The organism is Parapedobacter sp. SGR-10, from assembly GCF_011030405.1.
Lineage (GTDB): Bacteria > Bacteroidota > Bacteroidia > Sphingobacteriales > Sphingobacteriaceae > Sphingobacterium.
On record NZ_JAAJTJ010000003.1, the window covers coordinates 152274 to 171770 of the forward strand.

General features: G+C 41.4%; 24 protein-coding genes, 1 tRNA gene and 1 riboswitch. Of the genes, 14 read left to right on the forward strand and 11 right to left on the reverse strand.

The window, feature by feature from the left end:
* Nucleotides 1–55: 55 nt before the first annotated feature.
* Nucleotides 56–520, reverse strand: coding sequence for a universal stress protein (locus G5B00_RS04705; protein WP_163872097.1), 465 nt, complete (start codon nt 518–520; stop codon nt 56–58).
* 146 nt (nt 521–666) lie between these two features.
* On the opposite strand from G5B00_RS04705, the gene G5B00_RS04710 reads away from it, so the two are divergent.
* Both G5B00_RS04710 and map read left to right on the forward strand, forming a co-directional pair.
* Complete coding sequence (locus G5B00_RS04710) at nt 667–1233, forward strand: Crp/Fnr family transcriptional regulator (protein WP_163872098.1); 567 nt, start codon at nt 667–669, stop codon at nt 1231–1233.
* A 156-nt stretch (nt 1234–1389) separates the two neighbouring features.
* Nucleotides 1390–2148 carry a type I methionyl aminopeptidase gene (gene map, locus G5B00_RS04715; protein WP_163872099.1) on the forward strand — a complete coding sequence of 253 codons (759 nt, stop codon included), beginning with the start codon at nt 1390–1392 and terminating at the stop codon, nt 2146–2148.
* A gap of 2 nt (nt 2149–2150) precedes the next feature.
* Here map and G5B00_RS04720 read toward each other — a convergent pair whose 3' ends face one another.
* On the reverse strand, nt 2151–2417 hold the full coding sequence (locus G5B00_RS04720; RefSeq protein ID WP_163872100.1) for a 5-oxoprolinase: 267 nt from the start codon (nt 2415–2417) through the stop codon (nt 2151–2153).
* A 69-nt stretch (nt 2418–2486) separates the two neighbouring features.
* A riboswitch (SAM-I-IV-variant riboswitch) is annotated at nt 2487–2581 on the reverse strand.
* Nucleotides 2582–2689: 108 nt separating this feature from the next.
* On the opposite strand from G5B00_RS04720, the gene G5B00_RS04725 reads away from it, so the two are divergent.
* From G5B00_RS04725 to G5B00_RS04740, 4 genes are all read left to right on the forward strand, one after another.
* Nucleotides 2690–2944 carry a DUF6364 family protein gene (locus G5B00_RS04725; RefSeq protein WP_163872101.1) on the forward strand — a complete coding sequence of 85 codons (255 nt, stop codon included), beginning with the start codon at nt 2690–2692 and terminating at the stop codon, nt 2942–2944.
* 1 nt (nt 2945) lies between these two features.
* Nucleotides 2946–3377 carry a type II toxin-antitoxin system VapC family toxin gene (locus G5B00_RS04730; protein WP_163872102.1) on the forward strand — a complete coding sequence of 144 codons (432 nt, stop codon included), beginning with the start codon at nt 2946–2948 and terminating at the stop codon, nt 3375–3377.
* 125 nt (nt 3378–3502) lie between these two features.
* On the forward strand, nt 3503–5392 hold the full coding sequence (htpG, locus tag G5B00_RS04735; RefSeq protein WP_163872103.1) for a molecular chaperone HtpG: 1890 nt from the start codon (nt 3503–3505) through the stop codon (nt 5390–5392).
* A 137-nt stretch (nt 5393–5529) separates the two neighbouring features.
* Nucleotides 5530–5603 (forward strand) — tRNA-His (locus G5B00_RS04740).
* A 376-nt stretch (nt 5604–5979) separates the two neighbouring features.
* Here G5B00_RS04740 and G5B00_RS04745 read toward each other — a convergent pair.
* Nucleotides 5980–6513 carry a dihydrofolate reductase family protein gene (locus G5B00_RS04745; RefSeq protein ID WP_163872104.1) on the reverse strand — a complete coding sequence of 178 codons (534 nt, stop codon included), beginning with the start codon at nt 6511–6513 and terminating at the stop codon, nt 5980–5982.
* A 17-nt stretch (nt 6514–6530) separates the two neighbouring features.
* Nucleotides 6531–6890 carry a DUF2200 domain-containing protein gene (locus G5B00_RS04750; RefSeq protein WP_163872105.1) on the reverse strand — a complete coding sequence of 120 codons (360 nt, stop codon included), beginning with the start codon at nt 6888–6890 and terminating at the stop codon, nt 6531–6533.
* Between the two features lie 234 nt (nt 6891–7124).
* Here G5B00_RS04750 and G5B00_RS04755 point away from each other — a divergent pair, with 234 nt between their 5' ends.
* Both G5B00_RS04755 and G5B00_RS04760 read left to right on the forward strand, forming a co-directional pair.
* Complete coding sequence (locus G5B00_RS04755) at nt 7125–7592, forward strand: DUF2721 domain-containing protein (RefSeq protein ID WP_163872106.1); 468 nt, start codon at nt 7125–7127, stop codon at nt 7590–7592.
* A gap of 122 nt (nt 7593–7714) precedes the next feature.
* The gene (locus G5B00_RS04760; RefSeq protein ID WP_163872107.1) at nt 7715–8389 is read left to right on the forward strand and encodes a DUF2490 domain-containing protein; all 675 of its coding nucleotides are present in this window, start codon (nt 7715–7717) and stop codon (nt 8387–8389) included.
* Nucleotides 8390–8411: 22 nt separating this feature from the next.
* On the opposite strand, the gene G5B00_RS04765 is transcribed toward G5B00_RS04760, so the two are convergent.
* On the reverse strand, nt 8412–8675 hold the full coding sequence (locus G5B00_RS04765) for a DUF1456 family protein (protein ID WP_240894388.1): 264 nt from the start codon (nt 8673–8675) through the stop codon (nt 8412–8414).
* A 311-nt stretch (nt 8676–8986) separates the two neighbouring features.
* Between G5B00_RS04765 and G5B00_RS04770 the strand changes: the two genes are divergently transcribed.
* Both G5B00_RS04770 and G5B00_RS04775 read left to right on the forward strand, forming a co-directional pair.
* The gene (locus G5B00_RS04770; RefSeq protein WP_163872108.1) at nt 8987–9322 is read left to right on the forward strand and encodes a virulence RhuM family protein; all 336 of its coding nucleotides are present in this window, start codon (nt 8987–8989) and stop codon (nt 9320–9322) included.
* A 227-nt stretch (nt 9323–9549) separates the two neighbouring features.
* Entirely contained in the window at nt 9550–9786 is a 237-nt protein-coding gene (locus tag G5B00_RS04775) for a hypothetical protein (protein ID WP_163872109.1), read from the forward strand.
* Between the two features lie 56 nt (nt 9787–9842).
* On the opposite strand, the gene G5B00_RS04780 is transcribed toward G5B00_RS04775, so the two are convergent.
* Nucleotides 9843–11114 carry a DUF6161 domain-containing protein gene (locus G5B00_RS04780; protein ID WP_163872110.1) on the reverse strand — a complete coding sequence of 424 codons (1272 nt, stop codon included), beginning with the start codon at nt 11112–11114 and terminating at the stop codon, nt 9843–9845.
* A 313-nt stretch (nt 11115–11427) separates the two neighbouring features.
* On the opposite strand from G5B00_RS04780, the gene G5B00_RS04785 reads away from it, so the two are divergent.
* Entirely contained in the window at nt 11428–11769 is a 342-nt protein-coding gene (locus G5B00_RS04785; RefSeq protein WP_163872111.1) for a hypothetical protein, read from the forward strand.
* 10 nt (nt 11770–11779) lie between these two features.
* Nucleotides 11780–12091 (forward strand): hypothetical protein, encoded by a 312-nt coding sequence (locus G5B00_RS04790; RefSeq protein ID WP_163872112.1) that lies wholly within the window; start codon nt 11780–11782, stop codon nt 12089–12091.
* Between the two features lie 255 nt (nt 12092–12346).
* On the opposite strand, the gene G5B00_RS04795 is transcribed toward G5B00_RS04790, so the two are convergent.
* From G5B00_RS04795 to G5B00_RS04805, 3 genes are all read right to left on the reverse strand, one after another.
* Entirely contained in the window at nt 12347–12733 is a 387-nt protein-coding gene (locus G5B00_RS04795) for an HU family DNA-binding protein (protein ID WP_163872113.1), read from the reverse strand.
* A 343-nt stretch (nt 12734–13076) separates the two neighbouring features.
* Nucleotides 13077–13733 carry a hypothetical protein gene (locus tag G5B00_RS04800; RefSeq protein WP_163872114.1) on the reverse strand — a complete coding sequence of 219 codons (657 nt, stop codon included), beginning with the start codon at nt 13731–13733 and terminating at the stop codon, nt 13077–13079.
* A gap of 35 nt (nt 13734–13768) precedes the next feature.
* Nucleotides 13769–14155 (reverse strand): OmpA family protein, encoded by a 387-nt coding sequence (locus tag G5B00_RS04805; protein ID WP_163872115.1) that lies wholly within the window; start codon nt 14153–14155, stop codon nt 13769–13771.
* A gap of 371 nt (nt 14156–14526) precedes the next feature.
* On the opposite strand from G5B00_RS04805, the gene G5B00_RS04810 reads away from it, so the two are divergent.
* A complete protein-coding gene (locus G5B00_RS04810) occupies nt 14527–14727 on the forward strand; it encodes a hypothetical protein (RefSeq protein ID WP_205966305.1) in 201 nt (66 codons plus the stop codon).
* 347 nt (nt 14728–15074) lie between these two features.
* Nucleotides 15075–16871 carry a chloride channel protein gene (locus tag G5B00_RS04815; protein WP_163872116.1) on the forward strand — a complete coding sequence of 599 codons (1797 nt, stop codon included), beginning with the start codon at nt 15075–15077 and terminating at the stop codon, nt 16869–16871.
* A gap of 273 nt (nt 16872–17144) precedes the next feature.
* On the opposite strand, the gene G5B00_RS04820 is transcribed toward G5B00_RS04815, so the two are convergent.
* Nucleotides 17145–17594, reverse strand: coding sequence for an SRPBCC domain-containing protein (locus G5B00_RS04820; RefSeq protein ID WP_163872117.1), 450 nt, complete (start codon nt 17592–17594; stop codon nt 17145–17147).
* 427 nt (nt 17595–18021) lie between these two features.
* Nucleotides 18022–19464: a hypothetical protein gene (locus G5B00_RS04825; protein WP_163872118.1), complete on the reverse strand. Its 1443-nt coding sequence runs from the start codon at nt 19462–19464 to the stop codon at nt 18022–18024.
* Nucleotides 19465–19497 lie beyond the last annotated feature (33 nt).

The following is a 19497-nucleotide window of genomic DNA, read 5'->3' on the forward strand; positions in this document are numbered from 1 at the left end:
GTATTGCTTCACTAGAATAAGATGTTTCGACTACGCTCAACATGACGGCTTTTTTTTAGTCACATTTGCTCGGTACGATCAGTACAGGGCAGTGTGACTTACGGATCACAGAAGTCGACACACTTCCCGAAATAAACAGATCAAATCCCGTTCTTCCGTTGGTTCCCATGACCAAGAGATCTGCAGCCCATTCCTCACAAGTGTCCAGTATTTCTTCACGGATATTGCCTATCCTGCTGAAGGTAAAGACCTCCTTTGCCGAGGTAAAATGTGCTGAGATTCTGTCCAGGTAATCCTGTGCCGCCTGTAGTTGGGTCTCTGATACCTCAGGGACGACGATGGGTTGCTGACCCAATAAAGGGTCGACACCATAGCTTGCAGGCGAGGTGGGTGGAACTATCGTGACCAAGGCAACGGAAGTGCTTTCTGATACCAGATCACGGGCATATTCGATGACTTTTTCCGAGCAGGGACTGTCATCCAATGCGACCAATATACGTTGAAATTTAGAGTAAGCCATTTTATGATAATTTTAAGTCCATTTATACTTATAAAACAAAGGAATATAGGCATTTGTTTTTGGAAAATGTTGTTGGGATTTTTGGATTGTTGTACCTTTGGTATGAGTAAGGATAAGCTACTTTAGTAACCAACAAATTAAGAGAAATGGGATTTATCAGGGCATATTATGAACAGTTTGTCACCCTAAAGGAGGCAGAATGGGAATTTATAGCTTCTCATTTTGAAGCAGTGCACTTTGATAAAAATGAGATCATTACCCCACAGGGAGAAACCGAACGTCGACTCTTGTTCATAGACTCCGGTATAGTAAGGTCTTTTGTGCCAGATATAGAAAGTGAACTGACCTTTGGATTTGCCTTTGCGAAGGAATTCACCTGTGTTTACGAGTCTTTTTTGACCCAGACTCCATCGCAATATGCTTTGCAGGCTTTGACCCCTGTGTCTGGTTGGCAGATATCCTATGATGCTATGCAAAGGGTTTATAGTCAGACCCAGGTAGGTAATTATTTGGGACGCTTCGCGTCTGAGCAATTGTACCTCTCAAAAAGTAGACGCGAAATATATCTGCTAAAGCACACGATCAAAGAAAGGTATCTCAAACTGTTTGAAGAACAACCGCAGATATTGAAGTATATCCCACTTAAATATATAGCCTCGTATATCGGGACGACACCCCAAGGCCTGAGCCGTATCCGTCGGGAGATTAATTAACATTTGTTCATTGCCTCGATGTGGCCAAATCCAGAACTTTGTCAAAAAATATTCTGGATATGGTGTTACCGATTTTGGCATATGGAAATAAGCTCTTACAGCAAGAGTGCCTGGATGTGAATCCGGATTTTCCCTGGAAATACAATTTGTTATAAGATGTCTATTACAAACGAAACCGAATTGATGGGGATGAAGCAGGTGAGCTATGCTGTCGCTCATACCCTCCGAAGAATGAGAGAATACGCACAAGTAGGTATGACCACAGAGGAATTGGATGATTATGGTGCGCAGATATTAAGGGAGTTCGGAGCGAAATCTGCACCTTTTCTGACCTATGGTTTTCCGGGATGGACCTGTATCAGTGTTGGTCATGAGTTTTGTCATGGTATCCCTTCGAGCCAGCGTATTTTGAAAGAGGGAGATTTGGTGAATATTGATGTTTCGGCAGAACTTGAAGGTTATTGGGCGGACAATGCGTGTTCTTTTGTGCTTGGAAAAGATATGGAGGGGCATCAAAAATTGGTGGATACCTCCAAGGATATTCTTTACCGGGCTATAATGCGTATCAAGGGCGGTGTGCGAATTTCGGATCTGGGACTTTTTATACAGACCGAGGCTACAAAAAAAGGGTACAAAGTCATTAAAAACCTGGCTGGCCACGGTGTAGGGCGTAGCCTGCACGAAGAGCCTGACAATCTCTTGAATTACAGGGACAGATACGATCACCGCCGCTTCAAAAAAGGGTCGGTTGTGGCCGTGGAGACATTTATCTCTACGACCTCAACCTATGCCGATACGCAGGACGATGGTTGGACGATGGTCGGCAACAAGGGAGGCTACATGGCACAGCATGAGCATACGATCCTTATCACCGAAAACAAACCGATTATTTTGACGGAGATGAATGGGATATAAGATCAATCCACAGCCGGTACCAGTACATTATGCTCCAATCGTACGGGGACAGGGTTGATGCTCGTGAAACCGTCTTCTTTTTGGACGATGCGCGAGAGGTCCAACCCTTTCTTGGAAAATGCGGCGATGATGGCGGTGCGGAACGTTGCTTTGGCCGAACCCCAACCTTGACCTTTAACGGTTTCGTTGTTGAGTTGGATCAATTCCTCGATAGAATAGGTGCTGAACTTTTCCAATAAGTGTTGGTAGAGTTGAATTGTTGTTGACATACAATTTAAAAATTTAAAACGTTAAACCATAAATTGTATTCAGAAATCGTAAGGGAAAATAAGCGTTTTTGCAGACGTTTATTTTGGCTTTTACACCCGTATTATTTTACCACCGCGGTGACTGCACTCGGTTGGTATTGCACATGCAATTCTGAATACTCTACAAATATAGTAGAGTATTTTTGAAAAAACAAATTTTTGTAATAAATCATACCTTAAATTTAAAAAATACGTATAAAATAGATATATTTGTCCGTATAAAAAGTAGAAGTATGGATACTAAACTAACACTAAAGCTGAATGATAATGTGATCGAAAGAGCTAAGAAATATGCTTCGAACAAAAAAACAAGCCTATCCAGATTGATAGAAAATTATCTGGATTCGTTGACCCGCGAACAAAATGACGATTTCGAGATTTCGCCTTTTGTAAAAAGTATCTCAAGCGGAAAAAGTATCCCTGTCGATGCAGATTATAAAACAGCGAGAGAAGAGTATATTGATTTTTTAGACAAAAAGTATCAATAAGATGCAACGTGTGTTTTTGGATACGAATGTCGTCATAGACTTTCTTGGAGAAAGGGTAGACTTCTACGAACCTATAGCCAAAGTTTTGACTTTAGCAGACAAGAAGAAAATTAAGGTATATACTTCTCCAAACTCTATTTCTAATACCTATTATCTCCTTGCCAAATATGAAAATGCAAAAACTGCATTGGAAAAGATCAGAAAATTTAAACTGATCTGTAGTATGTCCATTATGGATGATGAAGTGGTCGACAAGGCCATCGTTTCGGGATTCAAAGATTTTGAGGATGCCATGCAATATTTTAGTGCAGTCGCTACGGGCTGTGATCTGATCATTACCCGAAATGAAAAGGATTTTAAAAATGCCCTCATTCCGGTAATGAATGCAGAAAGTTATCTACAAACCCTATCCGGCCCGAATGTCGGTTTATGACCTTTTTACTGTCTGCCTATTGATATTTTGTCATCATCACCCTGCCATACTGTCCTAAAAAGCCAATTGGAACAGGTCTTGCTATAGGATGTTCGATTTTTAATATGTAAAATAGAACTAACTATATGAGCACAGAAAAAGGTACAATTTCGATCCACACCGAGAACATCTTTCCGGTCATCAAAAAATTCCTTTATTCGGATAATGAAATTTTCTTGAGGGAGCTGGTCTCCAATGCCGTAGACGCTTCCCAAAAGATCAAACGTCTTTCTTCTTTGGGCCAATACAACGGCGAGGTAGGAGACCTAACGGTTGATGTAAAGTTTGACGAAGAAGCCAAGACCATCACCATTTCGGACAATGGTATAGGGATGACGGCCGAGGAGATCAAGAAGTATATCAATCAGATCGCTTTCTCGGGTGCGACGGAGTTTGTAGAAAAATTTAAAGAGGCCAAAGATGCGAACGAAATCATCGGCCGTTTCGGGTTAGGCTTTTATTCGGCATTTATGGTCGCCGATAAGGTGGAGATCGAGTCTCTTTCCTATCAGGATGGTGCCACTCCTGCGCACTGGACCTGTGATGGCAGTACTTCGTATGAGATATCCGAAGGATCACGAACTACACGAGGCACAGATATCATCCTGCATATCAATGCCGATTCTACCGAGTTCCTGAACAAGGCCAGGCTACAGGATATATTGCACAAATATGCTCAATTCCTACCTGTACCTATTCGCTTTGGTACCAAGACTACTTCTGAGCCTGATGGCGAAGACGAGGAGGGCAAACCAAAATATAAGTCTGTAGAAGTTGACAATATCATCAACAATATGAGTCCTGCATGGACAAAGGCACCTTCAGAACTGAAAGACGAGGATTATCTGGCCTTCTATCGGGAGCTGTACCCTTATGCGATGGACGAACCCCTGTTTTGGATACATCTGAATGTAGACTATCCGTTCAATCTGACGGGTATCCTTTATTTTCCCAAGATCAAGAACGAACTGGAAATTCAACGCAACAAGATCAAGCTTTATTCCCGCCAAGTATTCATTACCGATGAGGTCAAAGATATTGTGCCGGAATTTTTGATGCTATTGCATGGTGTGATCGATTCGCCGGATATTCCATTGAACGTTTCCCGTTCTTTTCTACAGGCGGATAGCAATGTCAAGAAGATCAACAGTTATATCACGAAGAAAGTCGCTGACAAGTTGCAGGAAATCTTCAAATCAGATCGTAAAGGTTTTGAAGAGAAGTGGAACGATATCGGTCTATTTATCAAATACGGTATGCTGAGTGATGAGAAATTTGCCGAGAAAGCCAACGAGTTCTGCCTGGTCAAAAATACGGAAAACGAAAGTTATACCCTCAAGGAGTATTATGAGAAAGTAAAGGATATCCAAGTGGACAAGGATGGCAATATCGTATATCTGTACAGCAGTGATCCAGCCCAGCAGGATGGATATATCGCGGCAGCGAAAGGCAAGGGATACGATGTTTTGATATTGGACGGGCCTTTGGATAGCCACTTTACAGGCTATCTCGAACAAAAAGGAGGAGAGAAGGTACAATTGAAACGTGTGGACTCGGACGTGATCGACAAGCTGATCCAAAAGGATGAAAAAATAGAACTGACCTTGACCGAGGAAGAAAGCAAAAAGGTCAGCGAACTTTTCCAAAAAGCGATCGATCGTACAGATATGAATGTGCAGATAGAGGCCTTGCATGAAGATGAATTGCCGGTATCGGTGACTTTGGACGAATTTATGCGTCGGATGAAAGATATGGCCAAAACAGGTGGCGGTATGGGCTTCTACGGTACATTGCCGGACAATTACAAAGTGAGTGTCAACGGAAATCATCCTTTGGTCAAACGTATATTGGCTAGTGAGAATGGGGAAGGGGAGAAGCTGGCCAAGCAGGCTTTCGACTTGGCACTTCTATCTAGGGGGCTATTGACAGGGTCTGATCTGACTTCCTTTATCAAGCGGAGTGTGGAGATGATTTAAAGTAAAAACACGGGAGTCCAAAACTCCCGTGTTTTTATGTCGCTATAAATGAACTCCTTTTGTTTTTAACCCTTTTTTTGTTCAAAAATATTTGGAGCTAATGTAGTTTTATACTACTTTTGTGTCACAAAATCACGGTAGGCATAGCTCAGTTGGTTAGAGCACTAGATTGTGGTTCTAGGGGTCGTGGGTTCGAGCCCCATTGCTTACCCAAGAAGCTTCTCAGAAATGAGAAGCTTTTTTGTTTTTAGTGGCTTATTATCAGTGTTTTAAATAGCAATTCAAAGAGTCATGGATATTTAAAAAGAATTTTGGTGATTATATATTTGTGTAGCCAAGTTTTATCGTCATTTCGAACGAAGAGAGACCGCGAAGCAGCTCCGAAGGAAAATCTATGGATAGACTATCGTTCTACTTATCCATAGATTTCTCCTCGTTCCTCGTCGAAATGACGGTTTAATTAATAGGGGTTTATGTCGTTTGGTTAGATAAGTATACAATTACCATAATTTGTAACTCCTGTTGATTTTGTGATGGCGGTTTTCGGGTCTTTTGACAAGAACGATCTACCTCCGCCGTTTTCTTGCTTATTTCTTTCGTCTGTAATGCAATTGTGCTAATCCTGTGTCAAAAGTTTTTGCGCTTATCAGTTCAAGTAATTGTTCGGGTCTGTGATCTTTGAAAAGACGAGTTCCGCTGCCAACCAATACGGGAATAATCGAAATAATAAATTCGTCAATCAAGTCGTTTTTCAAAAGCTCGTTTATTACCTCTGCGCCACCGTCACAATAAATATTCTTTCCGGTTCCTTTTTTGAGCTGTTGCACGAGGTCGTGTAGGTCTCCTGTATAGAAGGTGGTTCTACCTACATTTGGTCTTTCGTTTCTCGTGATGACATATACATCCCGTTCCCCATTGTCATAATGGGACGTACCAATTTCTTTAAGTACCCAATCGTAAGTTTTTCTGCCGAGAATTATGGTATCAATGTTTGCCGTAAATTCCGCATAGCCGTAATCTTCGCCTTCTTTCTCTACCAATTCCAAGAAACTAAGGTCATCGTTCGGCTTTGCTATGTAGCCGTCCAGGCTCATGGCTATGAAGAGTGATAATGTTCGCATGGTGCTCTGTGTATTACTTATTTTCTTAAAATTTTTTCCATTGTCCTGCCTTTCGCCAATTCATCGATCAGTTTGTCTAGATAGCGGACTTTTTTCATGACCGGATCTTCTATTTCTTCTATACGGTAACCACAGATCACGCCTGTGATTTTTGAAACATTCGGATTCAGTTGCGGAGCCTGTGCAAAGAATGTTTCTATGTTGGTTTTGTCGTCAAGGATCTTTTGCAGATCCTTTTCATTGTATCCTGTCAGCCAGCATATGATTTCATCTACCTCGGCTTTGGTGCGTCCTTTTTTCTCTGCTTTTGCGATATAATGCGGATAGACGCCTGCAAAAGACATTTTGTATACACGTTCGATATTTTTATTGTTCATTTTGCCTGTGCTTAATTCTCAAATTTAGGCTTTTTACTTTTTAAGATCAATAGATATCCCAAAGCTACAACCTCGATGCGACATTGAACACTTTAGGTTGTTCTATTAAGTAACTTTCGGACGATAGCTATGGATCGCAAGACGATTACCAAAAATATTATATGGATTTTAGACATGCTCTTAATATCTTTGATAATTGCTTTTACAAAGAGATAACATATTACTGTCAAGCTCATGATCACGTACAACACCGCCGCTCTGCTCTTCCCGGCCATCAGTTTAATTATGCTGGCCTATACGAATCGATTTCTGGCTCTGGCTGCTTTGGTCCGGAATCTACATGCCAAATATCTCGAACACCATAAAGGTGGGGTCATAAAAGGCCAGATAAGTAATCTACGTTATAGGCTTAAACTGCTGCGGCATATGCAGGGTATGGGTGTGTTGAGCTTTATAGCCTGCATCCTGTGTATGTATGGTATTTATCTGGAGAATATGCTGATCGCCGAGATTTCCTTTGCATTAAGCCTTTTGTTCTTTACCACATCGTTAGTCATCTCTTTTGTAGAAATTCAGTTGAGCAACAAAGCGTTAGAGCTTGAGCTGAGTGATATGGAAGAACATCCCGACCCTTCGTTGGTGCAGTATATAAAGAAAAAAATTGATCCTCGAAAGAAACCCGTTGATAACCAAGAAAAGTAAGCTATTCGTTTAGCGCAGAGATTGTCCAACAGATAGGAGGGATCATACTTTTTAAAACTGTATCAAAGTATTGTTACAGGGAAGTAGATAAGATTTTGGACTGCATCTACTATTTTTAGCGGATGAGAGTATTTTTCGCCACCTTCATCGGTATTTTTATTACATCAGTATCTTTTGCCCAAAAGGATCCACAGGGTTGGCTGATATATTTCGGCCAGACTAGGATCAAAACAGGTAAATTTGCAATCCATCATGAACTTCAACTGCGGGATCATCAGTTGATGGGCGATCACAATCAGACTCTTCTTCGTGTCGGACTTCAATATCAGGCCAAACCGTATCTATGGACAACGGTGGGCTATGGTTTTATATACAACGAGCAGGCAGGAAGTCCTAATCGGCCTTTTCAGGAAAACAGAATATATCAGGAAGCACTTTTTTCGCATAAGGTGTTGCGTGCCGGTATGCGACATCGGTTCCGTCTGGAGGAACGTTTTATAGAAGACAAGGATTTTTCGGGACGTTTTCGCTATTGCTTATTTGTGGATATTCCATTTACATCGCATGGATTGGGTGCTAAGGGATGGTATGCAGCCCTGTACGATGAGATTTTCTTAAACCTGTCGGATGATGAGGGTATGGATTTTTTTGATAGAAACCGTGCTTATCTGGGATTAGGCTATAAAATATCGGATGTTCTGGGCATACAGGCGGGATATATGTACCAAAATGTGGGATCGGCAAGCGGAACCAACCACGCTGTGCTATCGGTACATCATCAGATCAAATGGAAATAGGGGAGATAGCTTTTTATTCAATTTAATCCTTCGGATTAGGACGAGGTCTAGGGCCACGTTTATAGATAATCAACCCATTAAGGAAGTTGCGGAGCAACTGATCACCGCAAGGTTTAAAATTAGGGTGGTCTTCCTTACGGAATATTGCACCCAGTTCAGTTTTCGTCACCCTGAAATCCACCAGGGCCAATACTTCAATTATATCGTCATCGGTAAATTTTAAAGCTACGCGGAGCTTTTTCATGATATCATTGTTGCTCATGGTATAAAAGTATGAAATATCCATGATTACAAAAACAAATAGGAATGAAAATAATTATGGATTAGATAATCATTTGTTACTAGCACTTCCCGTCATCAAGAAAAAGGTTGATCTTTACGGTTTTCCATATTGATTAATCCCCATAAAATCGCTATTTTGCGGAGAAAACCATGATTATTTAGTGCATGACTCATACCTCTCATGATACATCAGTTAGTTTTAGTGGCCCATTGCCGATGAGTACCTTCGAGATATTGATCGAGTCAAAGCAGAGGTCTATGTCTTGGAGTAGCAGGTATATGGTCTATTGCACGATGTTTTAAACTTTCTGGATTATGGAGCAACAAAGTGACATTATTATTTATCAAAGCGACGACGGCGTTACCCGTATCCAGACCCGGCTGGAGGGTGAGACGGTATGGCTGACACAGGCACAGATGGCAGAGCTTTTTCAGAAGGGTAGAACGACCATTACGGAGCACATCAAGCATATTTTTGAAGAAGGAGAATTGGAAGAAGACGTGGTATGTCGGAAATTCCGACATACCACTCAACATGGCGCAATCAGTGAAAAAACGCAAGAACGCGAGGTAAAATATTACAACCTCGACGTCATCATCTCCGTAGGCTATCGTGTAAGTAGTCATCAGGGTACCAAGTTCCGCCAATGAATATGCACAGCTCAGGCAATAACGGGCATGCTCAAAAAACTTTGTGCATTGGACTATCTGGAATCCGATAATAACGGTCGCTAGACAATATATAAACTTAAGCAAATGGTTGACACCTCTACAAAGGTTGACACCTTTTCGAAACGTTTTGAAAGTAAGTATGATAGGGGGCAGAGTGTGAAGAATATTCAGCTAAGGTTGATACCTCAACAAGGGTTGACACCTCCATGTCACAGAAAGTAAATCGTTTATCAAAACCTGATCTCGAGCAAGCGATCATGCGCGCGTGCAAGCATGATTATGTAAAGATGGATGAGGTTGCGAAGATCATCGGAAAATCTGTAGATTATCTGAAAAATAAAATATTGGCAAAGATGATTTCAGACGGTAAGCTGGAAAAGCGTTTTCCATATACGCATAACCATCCCGAGCAGGCTATCGCCCTCAAACATTTTGAAATATGAAGGGGCCAGCCGTATCTCTTCACTGATTAGCAATATCTTCATACCAACACCGTAAATTATTTATTCATCAAATTTCCAATATTTGGCATTGTCGGTGAAGAATCTTCTTTCAGCAACCCCGTATCAGATCGGCTAAACAAGGATTGGAGAATAATCTTCCGCTCTTCCTCGTTGAGCGCACCTTTCTCGATCATAGATAGGTATAGATAGGTGAGTTTTTCTCTTTCTTCGGCATCACGCGCCAAGTGAAAATTACTGAACATAAATTTTAATAACGCTCTTACTACTACGAAAAATATAGATACGAAAATCACAAAAACCAAAGACCAACGAATGGCGGCGGCGCGATCACCATTGAAAATAGAATTTAACATATCAGCTGGCGTGTGCCATAGTAAGAAATATACACAAACGGCAAAGAGGAGTGAAGTAATAATAATTCCCCCTAATAGTTGGTCACCTTTTCTTCTTAAATCTGTTGCTCTATCAGCCCAATATTTAATAGGTTCTTCCAGTTTCAATTTATCACGGTAACTGGCCTGTATATTATCAATATCATCTTTGGCCGTTTTCTTAAAAGATTCAACTTCTCCTTTTTCCGTAATGAACCAATCTATAACTAATTTTTCTTTGGCTATTTTAAAATCTTCTAATGCCGTTGTATGTTCCTTGAAGTCTTCTTTTAACTTAGCTATATAAGAAGTCAAATCGTTCTCGTATTCAACGGCAAGACTCTCAATTTTAGATTTTAGTTTGTCCAATGATCTTTTTTCTTTTACCCGGCGGTTAAAGATGTCTGAATTTTCCTTATTTCGAAATTCATAAGCCATAATAGCTCCTTCTAGAATATATGGCGAATTTATGTTTAGACTGTTACCGATCAAATAATTAAAAGCGGCTCTACTTAGATTCTCATCCTTGGACTGAAGTTTCGTTAAAAAATCGATTTCGGGTTCATCAAATGGAAACGGATAAATGTTGGGTTGAATTTTGATAGCAGTTAATATATTCCTACTAAATAAGACATTGATAGTATTCTCTGACGTAGCGGCATTATTTAATTCTTCCTTTATAAACCTTTGTAAAGCAATCAATATATTTCTAAAATATCTATGGCTCTGATTGACTATATAATCTGGTGCCTCTGACTTCAGTTTCTCCCAACCGACAAACTGTTCATGAACATACTTATATATGTTGTAAAGACCTTTTAATTCGAATTGGATATTCAAATAGGGATAAGAAATTGTACAAGCCAAATTGCTTAGTTCCTTTACAAACGGAGAATTTGAAATTATATCTCGTGCTTCATTTAGGGGTAAGGCCATAATTGATAAAAGTTACTTCGATAATGGTTTGCTTTATTGGAGGACAACCTATTGATAAAGATACTAAAAAAATATCTCATGTTTTAATCGGAAATACTGAAAATTTATGTGGGCGGAGAATATCGGTGATTTGTTTGTGTGTCGAAAATGCAGCTTACAGCCTTCAAATAATTGGATATAAGCTTGTCAAAATATAGATTAGCAAATCACATAAAACAACAGACCTCGCTTAAAAAGGCTTAAACGAGGTCAGATATTTTGAAAATTCTCTAAAAATCGGAGTTGTGCAACGGTTCCTACCGGGCAGACAGGTGTGGTACGTGATACATTGATCGCCGCGCAGGGCATAAATTTCGAATCGGCCATCGTGTGGACCAAGGTGGTGCGCCGCTATGACAACATACCCTTGAGGGCATTTGTCGAGGAAATGAGCCGATGGGAAGGGTTTACGATCAAGGACTGGCGCTGTATACCGGAGGATAAGGTGGTCACGGCAGCCGTCTGTTATCGTAATGACAGGGAGCAGGTATTTGCGGCGATCCGTAATTCGGGTGTACAATTGTGGGTGAAGGAGCAGATGCTCAGTTTCTGTCCGGAGGATACCAAGAAATGGGGAGGACTGGGAGGAGCATCGGGGCAATTGGCTTACAGATAGTTAGAAGGAGATGAAAAAAGCAGATAAGGACGTAGATGCCATCATGTGGCAGATCGATATCAATGAGCTGGTCGAACGTACCAAATGCCGCGCTACGGGCAAGGTGCGCTTTGGATCTAAAGTCGAAGCTACGTTTTTCATCCACTGGCTACATTGGCGATATCGGAGATGGTTGAGTAGGAAGGATGGCGAGCGGACACGCAAACGATGGGGCAGGAAGCCAACGGCACGTTATACGTACGGCTGTGCCTATTGCAAAGGCTACCACATCACCCGGCAAAGCCCATGGGATCACGAGAGACGGGTATACAAAGAGGACTGATCGGAGGATAAAAGAGTGGGGTGTTTAACTAAAATGAAAATACAAAAAGGGTGAATTCACCAAAATGGACGTTTTTCAAAGTAGCCAAAGCTGTTTTTAAAAAGACTTCGGTGACTTTCCGAAGTCACCGAAGTCTTTTTGGAAAGTTGCCGAAGCCAAATTTTAATTGACCACGGCTATTTTTCGTGTTTTTTGGGCAAAAAAATAGCGGATGCCCTATAAGGCATCCGCTATTAGACAACAGCCTGTTTTCTGTTAAACGCTGTTTTTCTTGAAAGTTAAGTTTTGCATCGCTGTCCGGATCTGCTTTCCGGCATGGAACAACAATCGGCTGCTCGTGATGTTGGCGCCCGTTACTTCTTCCTCTAGCTGGCTGCCCTGACTTTTGGTGCTCAGACGGAACGAACCCATATTGCCCAGGCGTACGATGTAGCCTTTGGATACGTTGCGCGGGATCTCCCGTACCAGACTCTGCAATACGGCATATACATCGGCTTCGGTGATCGATGAAGCGTGCGATATGTCTTCCGCCAGTTCTTCCAGACTGATTTCGCCTGCATGTACAGGACGTGCGTAAAACTTTTTCGGAGCGTTGGGATCCCCCGGATTGCCAATCTCCTGGATGTTGAATTTAATTGCCATAATCGTAAAAATTAAGCGTTTATAAAATGATTGTCCTTTGTCCCGGACGGTACCATTTCCGATGACAGGATAAAGGTAGGTGATGCTGCAAATAGGTCTGTCGTTTTTGACGCTTTTGTCGCAATTGGCGTTTTTGTCGTTTTCTATGAAAAAATCGTGGATGGGAAGGTGAATGGATTTTTACTGAACTTCAAACTCCGCATAGACATTAAAATTTTCTTTTGTCTTTTGATAGTCAGAGTTGAGATAATACTTGACAATCCTGTATTTGCCTACTTTATAACTGATTTGGTCTTTACATCACCTTCAATCAAACTTGGTTGGTCTATCGAAAAAGCGTTTTTTATTCAGAAATTTGCTCAACCAAAGTCAACATAGCCGATACGGCTTCACTACTGCTCATCGGTTCCGGAGCGATTGCTTCCGTATCTGGATGGGAACTAGGGCCAAAAGTTCCGGATAGTGTTATTACCTGATTGTCTTGATTATTGATATGGGCAAGCCTAATGTGTAGTTCATACCGCCAATCGCGTTTTTCATTATCCTTGTAACGTAGGGCAAATACGTTTTCATAGGGAGCTTTTCCCAATCTTCCGTCTGCAACTTCTTCTATATCATCGAACATTTCCAATATTTCATCTTTGGTGTCTTTTCCCATACCAGTCTGTGCACTGATCGAACGAGAGGCATATTGTTCGTAATGCAGGTGTTTTTGAAAATAGACAGTATAATAATAGATATGTGGTACTTCGGGATAATACCCTGTATTTGTGAAACCACCTGTTCCCTGTATCTCGTAGCCCTGCATATATCCTCCAAGCGAGCTTGCAACTTGATTAGCTGTAACAAGATGTTTCAACCGAACGCCCGAACCGGATATTTCCGTTGGTTCTTTATCGTCATTCTTACATGCAGACAGTAGAATGCTTCCTGTAATTACCCCTAACGAAAATGACAAAACCGATAGTTTGTTAAGTCTGGTAAAGATTGTTTGTATCATCGTATATCTTCTGTTTTCTATATTTATCCTATTTTTCAGTTTTTTACAAGTTCCACTCTTCGGTTTTGAGATTTTCCGTCTTCCGTATCGTTGCCTGCTATCGGATTGTCTTGTCCAGATCCTTTGGATGTTAAACGGTCTTTACCTATACCCATTTTTATAATTTCATTTGCCCTGTTTTCTGATAATTTTTGGTTATGTTCTTTAGTTCCCGTATTGTCAGTGTATCCGTATATAATTTTTTTGATGGTATGGCTGGCAAGCCCAAATTTTCGCAGTTGTGTTTTAAACATTTGTAAATATTTCTCAACAGCTAAAATACAAAAAAGCCAACACAAAGCTGTATTGACTTTCCTTAATCGATTTATTAGCGTGTGATGTAGCATGCGTTCTATCTCTATGCCGTGTTCTTCTTGTATCATGTATTTATATTTGAGTGTTTATTTTTGACTTAATACATAACAAAAAAAGTTTTTCGTCATTGTGTATGTCCTCTTGTTGTTTGTTCTACAACTTTGTTTTCGAATTGCATTTGTAGAACGTTGTCCCCCTCTGTGAGGGGGTAGGGGGAGGATGTGAATTAAGAGTTTTATTTTCATTATTTTGAAAATCTTCCCTCTCCCTGTCCATCCCTTCGCCCTGCGCACCCCTCTCCAGAGAGGGATAGCATTTAACAAAGCTGTTGCAGACACCGCATAAAGTGCAGGCAAGCAACTGTTGTTTTTGGTAATGTATAACCAAAAATTGCTTTTTTATAAATAATAAATTATCTTAGGGTAGATTTTTTAAGGATATGGAAATATCTCTAAAAAGATTGGCTGTTTATCCTTCGGATCTGCAAAGGATAACGGGGCAGAGTGTCCGCACCTGCCAACGTCTCCTCAATAAGATCCGGGATATGTTTGGATTGGATAAAGGTCAGCATGTCACCATCTACCAGGCATCAGAGTATCTTGGTATTCCGGTGGTAGACATGTCGAGATTTATCCGTTAAAAAAACCAAATACTGGCAAACGGTGTTGTCGGGCAGCAAGAACGGAAGAAAAGAACACAATTCCTTAGGGTTATTGTGTTCTTTTCCTATTAGACCGTGCAGATAGACTTACCAAAAAGATATTTATGCTGTGGGTGGCAAAACTCATATCTGGAAAAGCGGTGGATTTCTAACAACTACAGTTGGCTTTACAGTGGCTAGAAAACTTTTGAATCGTGTTGACTGATCGAGGAGCTGAAAAAAGTAGGCAAATAGATTAGCTTTTATAGGGAAAAATATATAGGCATAGCTTACCTTTGTGACATTAATACTATTCGTTTTTAGCTTTTTTGTTAAAAGAGCAATCAATGCAAGGTAAATATTATCGTTATATCGACCGACTGAACAAATGGAGAATGCAACGGATATCCAATCGGAATTTTTTGGTACTCGTTGCTGTTCTGGTAGGTGTGATCGGTGGACTGGCGGCTGCGGCCCTGAAAGGTCTTACACATTCTATTGCCGCTTTTCTACAGGATGAGGTACAGTCGCAATATAAGTACTACATCTATCTGCTTTTTCCTTTGATCGGTATCTTGCTGAGTGTGATCTATGTACGTCGGTTTGTCCGGAAAGGAAAATTTGAACACGGCATGACGCCGATCATGTATTCCATATCGAGAAACTCCAGTAAGATAGAGCCGCACAATGTCTATTCGCAGATCATTACCAGTGCTATTACCGTGGGTTTTGGAGGTTCGGCAGGGTTGGAGGCGCCTATTGCTTATAGTGGGGCAGCCATAGGTTCCAATGCAGGACGTTTTTTTGGCTTAAGTTATCGGGAGGTTACCTTATTGTTGGCGTGTGGAGCGGCCGCAGGCATAGCCGGGGCATTCAACAGCCCCGTGGCGGGAATGATCTTTGCGATTGAAATCCTGCTGCCGGAGTTTTCTATCCCTGCTTTTATCCCATTGCTGATATCGACTGCTACAGCGGCGGCTATCTCTCGTTCGCTGTACAGTGAGCCGTTATTCCATTTGGTCACGGATGACTGGGTGTTTCAGGCTCTATTGTTTTATGTGATCCTGGCTATCTTGATAGGAGGTTTTTCTATTTATTTTGCGCGTCTTACGGTATGGGTAAGGTCTATATACGCCAAGATTACCAATCCATATCGCAAAGTATGGATTGGTGGTATCGGTCTGGGGATTTTGATTTTCGTGTTTCCGGCATTGTATGGTGAAGGGTACCTGACCATCCAGCAGATTTTGGATGGCAAACACCAGGCTATTATTTCAAACAGTATTTTTTCGGCGTATAGCCATTCGGGGCCATTCCTTTTGCTCTTTGTCATTGTCACTGTTTTTGCCAAATCTTTTGCTTCGCTGATCACATTGAATAGCGGTGGCAACGGTGGCGTCTTCGGACCTAGTCTGGTCATGGGCGGCTTGTTGGGGTTTGCATTTGCGTATGGTGTGAACTTGACAGGTCTTGTAGAGCTGAATATCGCCAATTTTACGGTCGCTGGTATGGCGGCAGCATTGAGCGGTATCATGCATGCTCCTCTGACAGCTATATTTCTGATTGCAGAGATCACGGGAGGATACGCACTGATGGTTCCCTTGATGCTGGTCACAGCTATAGCTTACCTGATCAACCGTGTGGTCATGAAGCATTCGATCTATACGAAGGTTTTGGCCGAAAAAGGAGATCTCCTAAGCCATGAAGACAAAGACCGTACCGTGCTGAGTATGATGAGACTTAAGTACGTATTGGAGAACAATTTTACGATCTTGAAGCCTGAGGAAACTCCTGTGGATCGTCGGCACGATATCATCCATACCAAGAGAAATATTTTTCCTGTAGTGGACGATGGAGGAAAATTATTGGGGATTATTTATAGCGAACGTTTATTTGAAGTATTGCTCGGTGAGAAACCTGAAGGTCAGGCCAAGAGCATGCGTGAATTGATGGAAAAACCTACCGATATGGTGACTATAGAGGCCAACATGGAAGATGTCATGCAGAAAATGAATCGGGAAGATGTATGGATACTTCCTGTTGTCGATAGGGATGGTATCTATAAAGGATTTGTTTCTAAATCTGCGGTATTTAATAAATACAGGGCTTTATTGATGAGACAAGCTGCGTATTTTGACCAATAAGTTTTTGCTATGGTGATATATATTGGTGTAACTAAGTTTTATCGTCATTTCGAACGAAGAGAGAAATCTATAGAAAGGCCAATCGTTCTACTTAACCATAGATTTCTCCTCGTACCTCGTCGAAATGACGGTTTAATTAATAGGGTTTTATACCGTTTGGTAGGTAAGTATATAATTACCTTTGCTATTTTATAATGGAAAATATTGTCTGTTGTCAAAAATAATCCAAAACAAAGATGCCCACCCCCATTAGGATGTGACTTTTTTACAGTTTTACTTTTCGCAAATTTCCTTCAGACGATTCAATGCTTTGGGATAGGTCTTGTCAAAATAAGCAATGAAATCGGGTGTGGTGTCTAAATCTACGGTAACCGTGGTGACGCCATCCTTTTCCTCATACGTATAGTTTTCAAATCCACCTGCCCATTTTTCGACCTGTTCTCCTTCCGTGATTTCTTTGCCGTCGTCCAGTATACCGTAATGGCGAATGGAGACAAATCGATGGGGGATATGCTCGGCAATTTCAGAAACCATGCCGCCCTTTTTGCCCTCTTCGTCGATTCCGGTAAAGTAGATTTTATCTCCCTTGCCCCAACTTCCTTCAAAATCGGAAGTAGGTTCAAACTCCGCTGTCCAGAGTTTGTAGGTGTCTTTGCCTAACATGAGTTCTGTTACTTTGGCGGCAGGAGCATTGATGTCGATTTTATATTGCAGTCGTTCCATGGGGTACTAATTTAAAGTTACGAAGTTATGGTGGTGACAAAGGTTACATTGGTTATAGAGGCCATGAGCCTCCGTCACTTTATTTTAAAGTTATGTAAGTTATCAAGGTGAAGTAGGTTATGAAGGTATGCTTTCCGCCCTCATAACTACATCACTATCATCACCTCCGTCACTTTGTTTTAAAAAACACAAAAAATTCAATAGCTAAATTTATCAACTTATCCGGAATAAAAAATTGCCATAGGACAAGAAAAGATAGTTCGACAAGGTAAACCGTATTGTCGGGCAGCAGCAATGGAAGAGGGAGTCTCCTACATTTGCTTGAAACAAACATAGGAGACACTTCCATTTTTTATAGATTGTATATTTATGTTACATTCTCTCCGTAGCGTAATAGCCTAAGGAGCAACACGGAGGTATAAAAACATCAATTGATCTGTACCGGTAATGTGATTATTTCCGGGTAGAAGCCTCCCTGAAAGTCCTGTACTTCCAGAATAATCTCGTCCGTAGTATGCTGTACATCCAGATTTCGCAAGTATTTCACTACACCCTGTCGTAACTGTTCTTGCGTAAATGAGCCTCTCTTTCGAAGCGGTCTCCCATTGACCAACACAACTCCCTTTTGAGTGTCTTCTGAAAGGAAATAGGAAATATTCTTATCACTGGCCCCGGTACCTTGCAGGTTGGTTTTGTCTATTACCTTGAAAAAATCAGCTGAACTTATATTTACCGCGTTGACGGTGACGTTTGTGATAATAGTTTCGGGGGTACTTTCGAAAAGGATGTAACTTTTATTGTTAGCAGCATTGGCATGTCCCAGGTGTCCGAAATAAACGTTGGGGGAAGACTGGCTCCATACACCGATGTTGACAAAATCCTGATTGTTTTCAAACGCCTGCAATACCGCACGGCTCACATCGGAGGCAAACCATTTGTTGCTGTTGCCTGTGCTCGGTATCGAAAAACTGGATTCGAGTTCTCCCATTGCCGGCAAATCGCTGTAACTGGTCGTGCTTTCCTCCCAATCTGTATACGCATCGGCATACACATTGATGAGGCTTTCGCTTACACCACTAGCATTGGAAGTTCTGGTATGATAGAGCATTAGCGTAGCACTTCCCAATCTTTCTTCAAACTCCGGTTCTCGGATTTTATACTGCATGTACAATCTTCTCGTTCCCGTGTTATTGATAGTGGATGCCATCTTCGTTTGAAAATTATCTCCTGTAGGGTTGATCACTTGATAGCCTGCCTGCGAACTGGCAAACTGTAACAAGACATCTTTTTCGACAAATACGCTGTCTTTACTGAGCTCTAGGTCGTCCGGTTTGGGATCTTTTTGGCTGCTGGACCGAACGGTATAGGTCGGCATCGGAACCACATGGCCAATCGCATTTTTAAAAGGCAGATCCCGCGATCTTACGGTCACAGAAGCAGAGGCATATCTGCTCACGGCATTTACCCGGAGAACATACGGATTGGTCGTCGAGCTTTCGCGTCTGAAAAACAAGCTGTCTCCTGTAAGGGACTCAAATCCCTCATCTTTGCCAACTTCAAAATCCGCCACCTGATATTTGTGTTGGATTATATTATTCAGAATAAAATGCCGCAGAACAGGACGGGGTACTTCTTCCAGGGAAGTATAGCCATAACCGGTAATCAGGCTGTTCATGGCGTCGTCATTAAAAATCACAATTGTAAAATTGTCGTTCGGATTGTCTAGGAACTCTTCTAGCCCTGCTAGTCTTACAGCCTGTGCATATAGTTTCAACTGGCTATAGCGGTCTGACTGTTGATAGTCATTAGACTTGATAAATGCGGCAAACGTTGCATTTTTGGTGTTCTCACCTGCAGGAACCAAGTCCATATCTTCGTCCTTTAATAACTTGAATTTCTCACA

Excerpts from the sequence above, each read along its gene's own strand:
- G5B00_RS04705 (WP_163872097.1), bottom strand. The coding sequence starts at position 520 with ATGGCTTACTCTAAATTTCAACGTATATTGGTCGCATTGGATGACAGT.
- G5B00_RS04710 (WP_163872098.1), top strand. The coding sequence starts at position 667 with ATGGGATTTATCAGGGCATATTATGAACAGTTTGTCACCCTAAAGGAG.
- map (WP_163872099.1), top strand. The coding sequence starts at position 1,390 with ATGTCTATTACAAACGAAACCGAATTGATGGGGATGAAGCAGGTGAGC.
- G5B00_RS04720 (WP_163872100.1), bottom strand. The coding sequence starts at position 2,417 with ATGTCAACAACAATTCAACTCTACCAACACTTATTGGAAAAGTTCAGC.
- G5B00_RS04725 (WP_163872101.1), top strand. The coding sequence starts at position 2,690 with ATGGATACTAAACTAACACTAAAGCTGAATGATAATGTGATCGAAAGA.
- G5B00_RS04730 (WP_163872102.1), top strand. The coding sequence starts at position 2,946 with ATGCAACGTGTGTTTTTGGATACGAATGTCGTCATAGACTTTCTTGGA.
- htpG (WP_163872103.1), top strand. The coding sequence starts at position 3,503 with ATGAGCACAGAAAAAGGTACAATTTCGATCCACACCGAGAACATCTTT.
- G5B00_RS04745 (WP_163872104.1), bottom strand. The coding sequence starts at position 6,513 with ATGCGAACATTATCACTCTTCATAGCCATGAGCCTGGACGGCTACATA.
- G5B00_RS04750 (WP_163872105.1), bottom strand. The coding sequence starts at position 6,890 with ATGAACAATAAAAATATCGAACGTGTATACAAAATGTCTTTTGCAGGC.
- G5B00_RS04755 (WP_163872106.1), top strand. The coding sequence starts at position 7,125 with ATGATCACGTACAACACCGCCGCTCTGCTCTTCCCGGCCATCAGTTTA.
- G5B00_RS04760 (WP_163872107.1), top strand. The coding sequence starts at position 7,715 with ATGAGAGTATTTTTCGCCACCTTCATCGGTATTTTTATTACATCAGTA.
- G5B00_RS04765 (WP_240894388.1), bottom strand. The coding sequence starts at position 8,675 with ATGGATATTTCATACTTTTATACCATGAGCAACAATGATATCATGAAA.
- G5B00_RS04770 (WP_163872108.1), top strand. The coding sequence starts at position 8,987 with ATGGAGCAACAAAGTGACATTATTATTTATCAAAGCGACGACGGCGTT.
- G5B00_RS04775 (WP_163872109.1), top strand. The coding sequence starts at position 9,550 with ATGTCACAGAAAGTAAATCGTTTATCAAAACCTGATCTCGAGCAAGCG.
- G5B00_RS04780 (WP_163872110.1), bottom strand. The coding sequence starts at position 11,114 with ATGGCCTTACCCCTAAATGAAGCACGAGATATAATTTCAAATTCTCCG.
- G5B00_RS04790 (WP_163872112.1), top strand. The coding sequence starts at position 11,780 with ATGAAAAAAGCAGATAAGGACGTAGATGCCATCATGTGGCAGATCGAT.
- G5B00_RS04795 (WP_163872113.1), bottom strand. The coding sequence starts at position 12,733 with ATGGCAATTAAATTCAACATCCAGGAGATTGGCAATCCGGGGGATCCC.
- G5B00_RS04800 (WP_163872114.1), bottom strand. The coding sequence starts at position 13,733 with ATGATACAAACAATCTTTACCAGACTTAACAAACTATCGGTTTTGTCA.
- G5B00_RS04805 (WP_163872115.1), bottom strand. The coding sequence starts at position 14,155 with ATGATACAAGAAGAACACGGCATAGAGATAGAACGCATGCTACATCAC.
- G5B00_RS04810 (WP_205966305.1), top strand. The coding sequence starts at position 14,527 with ATGGAAATATCTCTAAAAAGATTGGCTGTTTATCCTTCGGATCTGCAA.
- G5B00_RS04815 (WP_163872116.1), top strand. The coding sequence starts at position 15,075 with ATGCAAGGTAAATATTATCGTTATATCGACCGACTGAACAAATGGAGA.
- G5B00_RS04820 (WP_163872117.1), bottom strand. The coding sequence starts at position 17,594 with ATGGAACGACTGCAATATAAAATCGACATCAATGCTCCTGCCGCCAAA.
- G5B00_RS04825 (WP_163872118.1), bottom strand. The coding sequence starts at position 19,464 with ATGGACTTGGTTCCTGCAGGTGAGAACACCAAAAATGCAACGTTTGCC.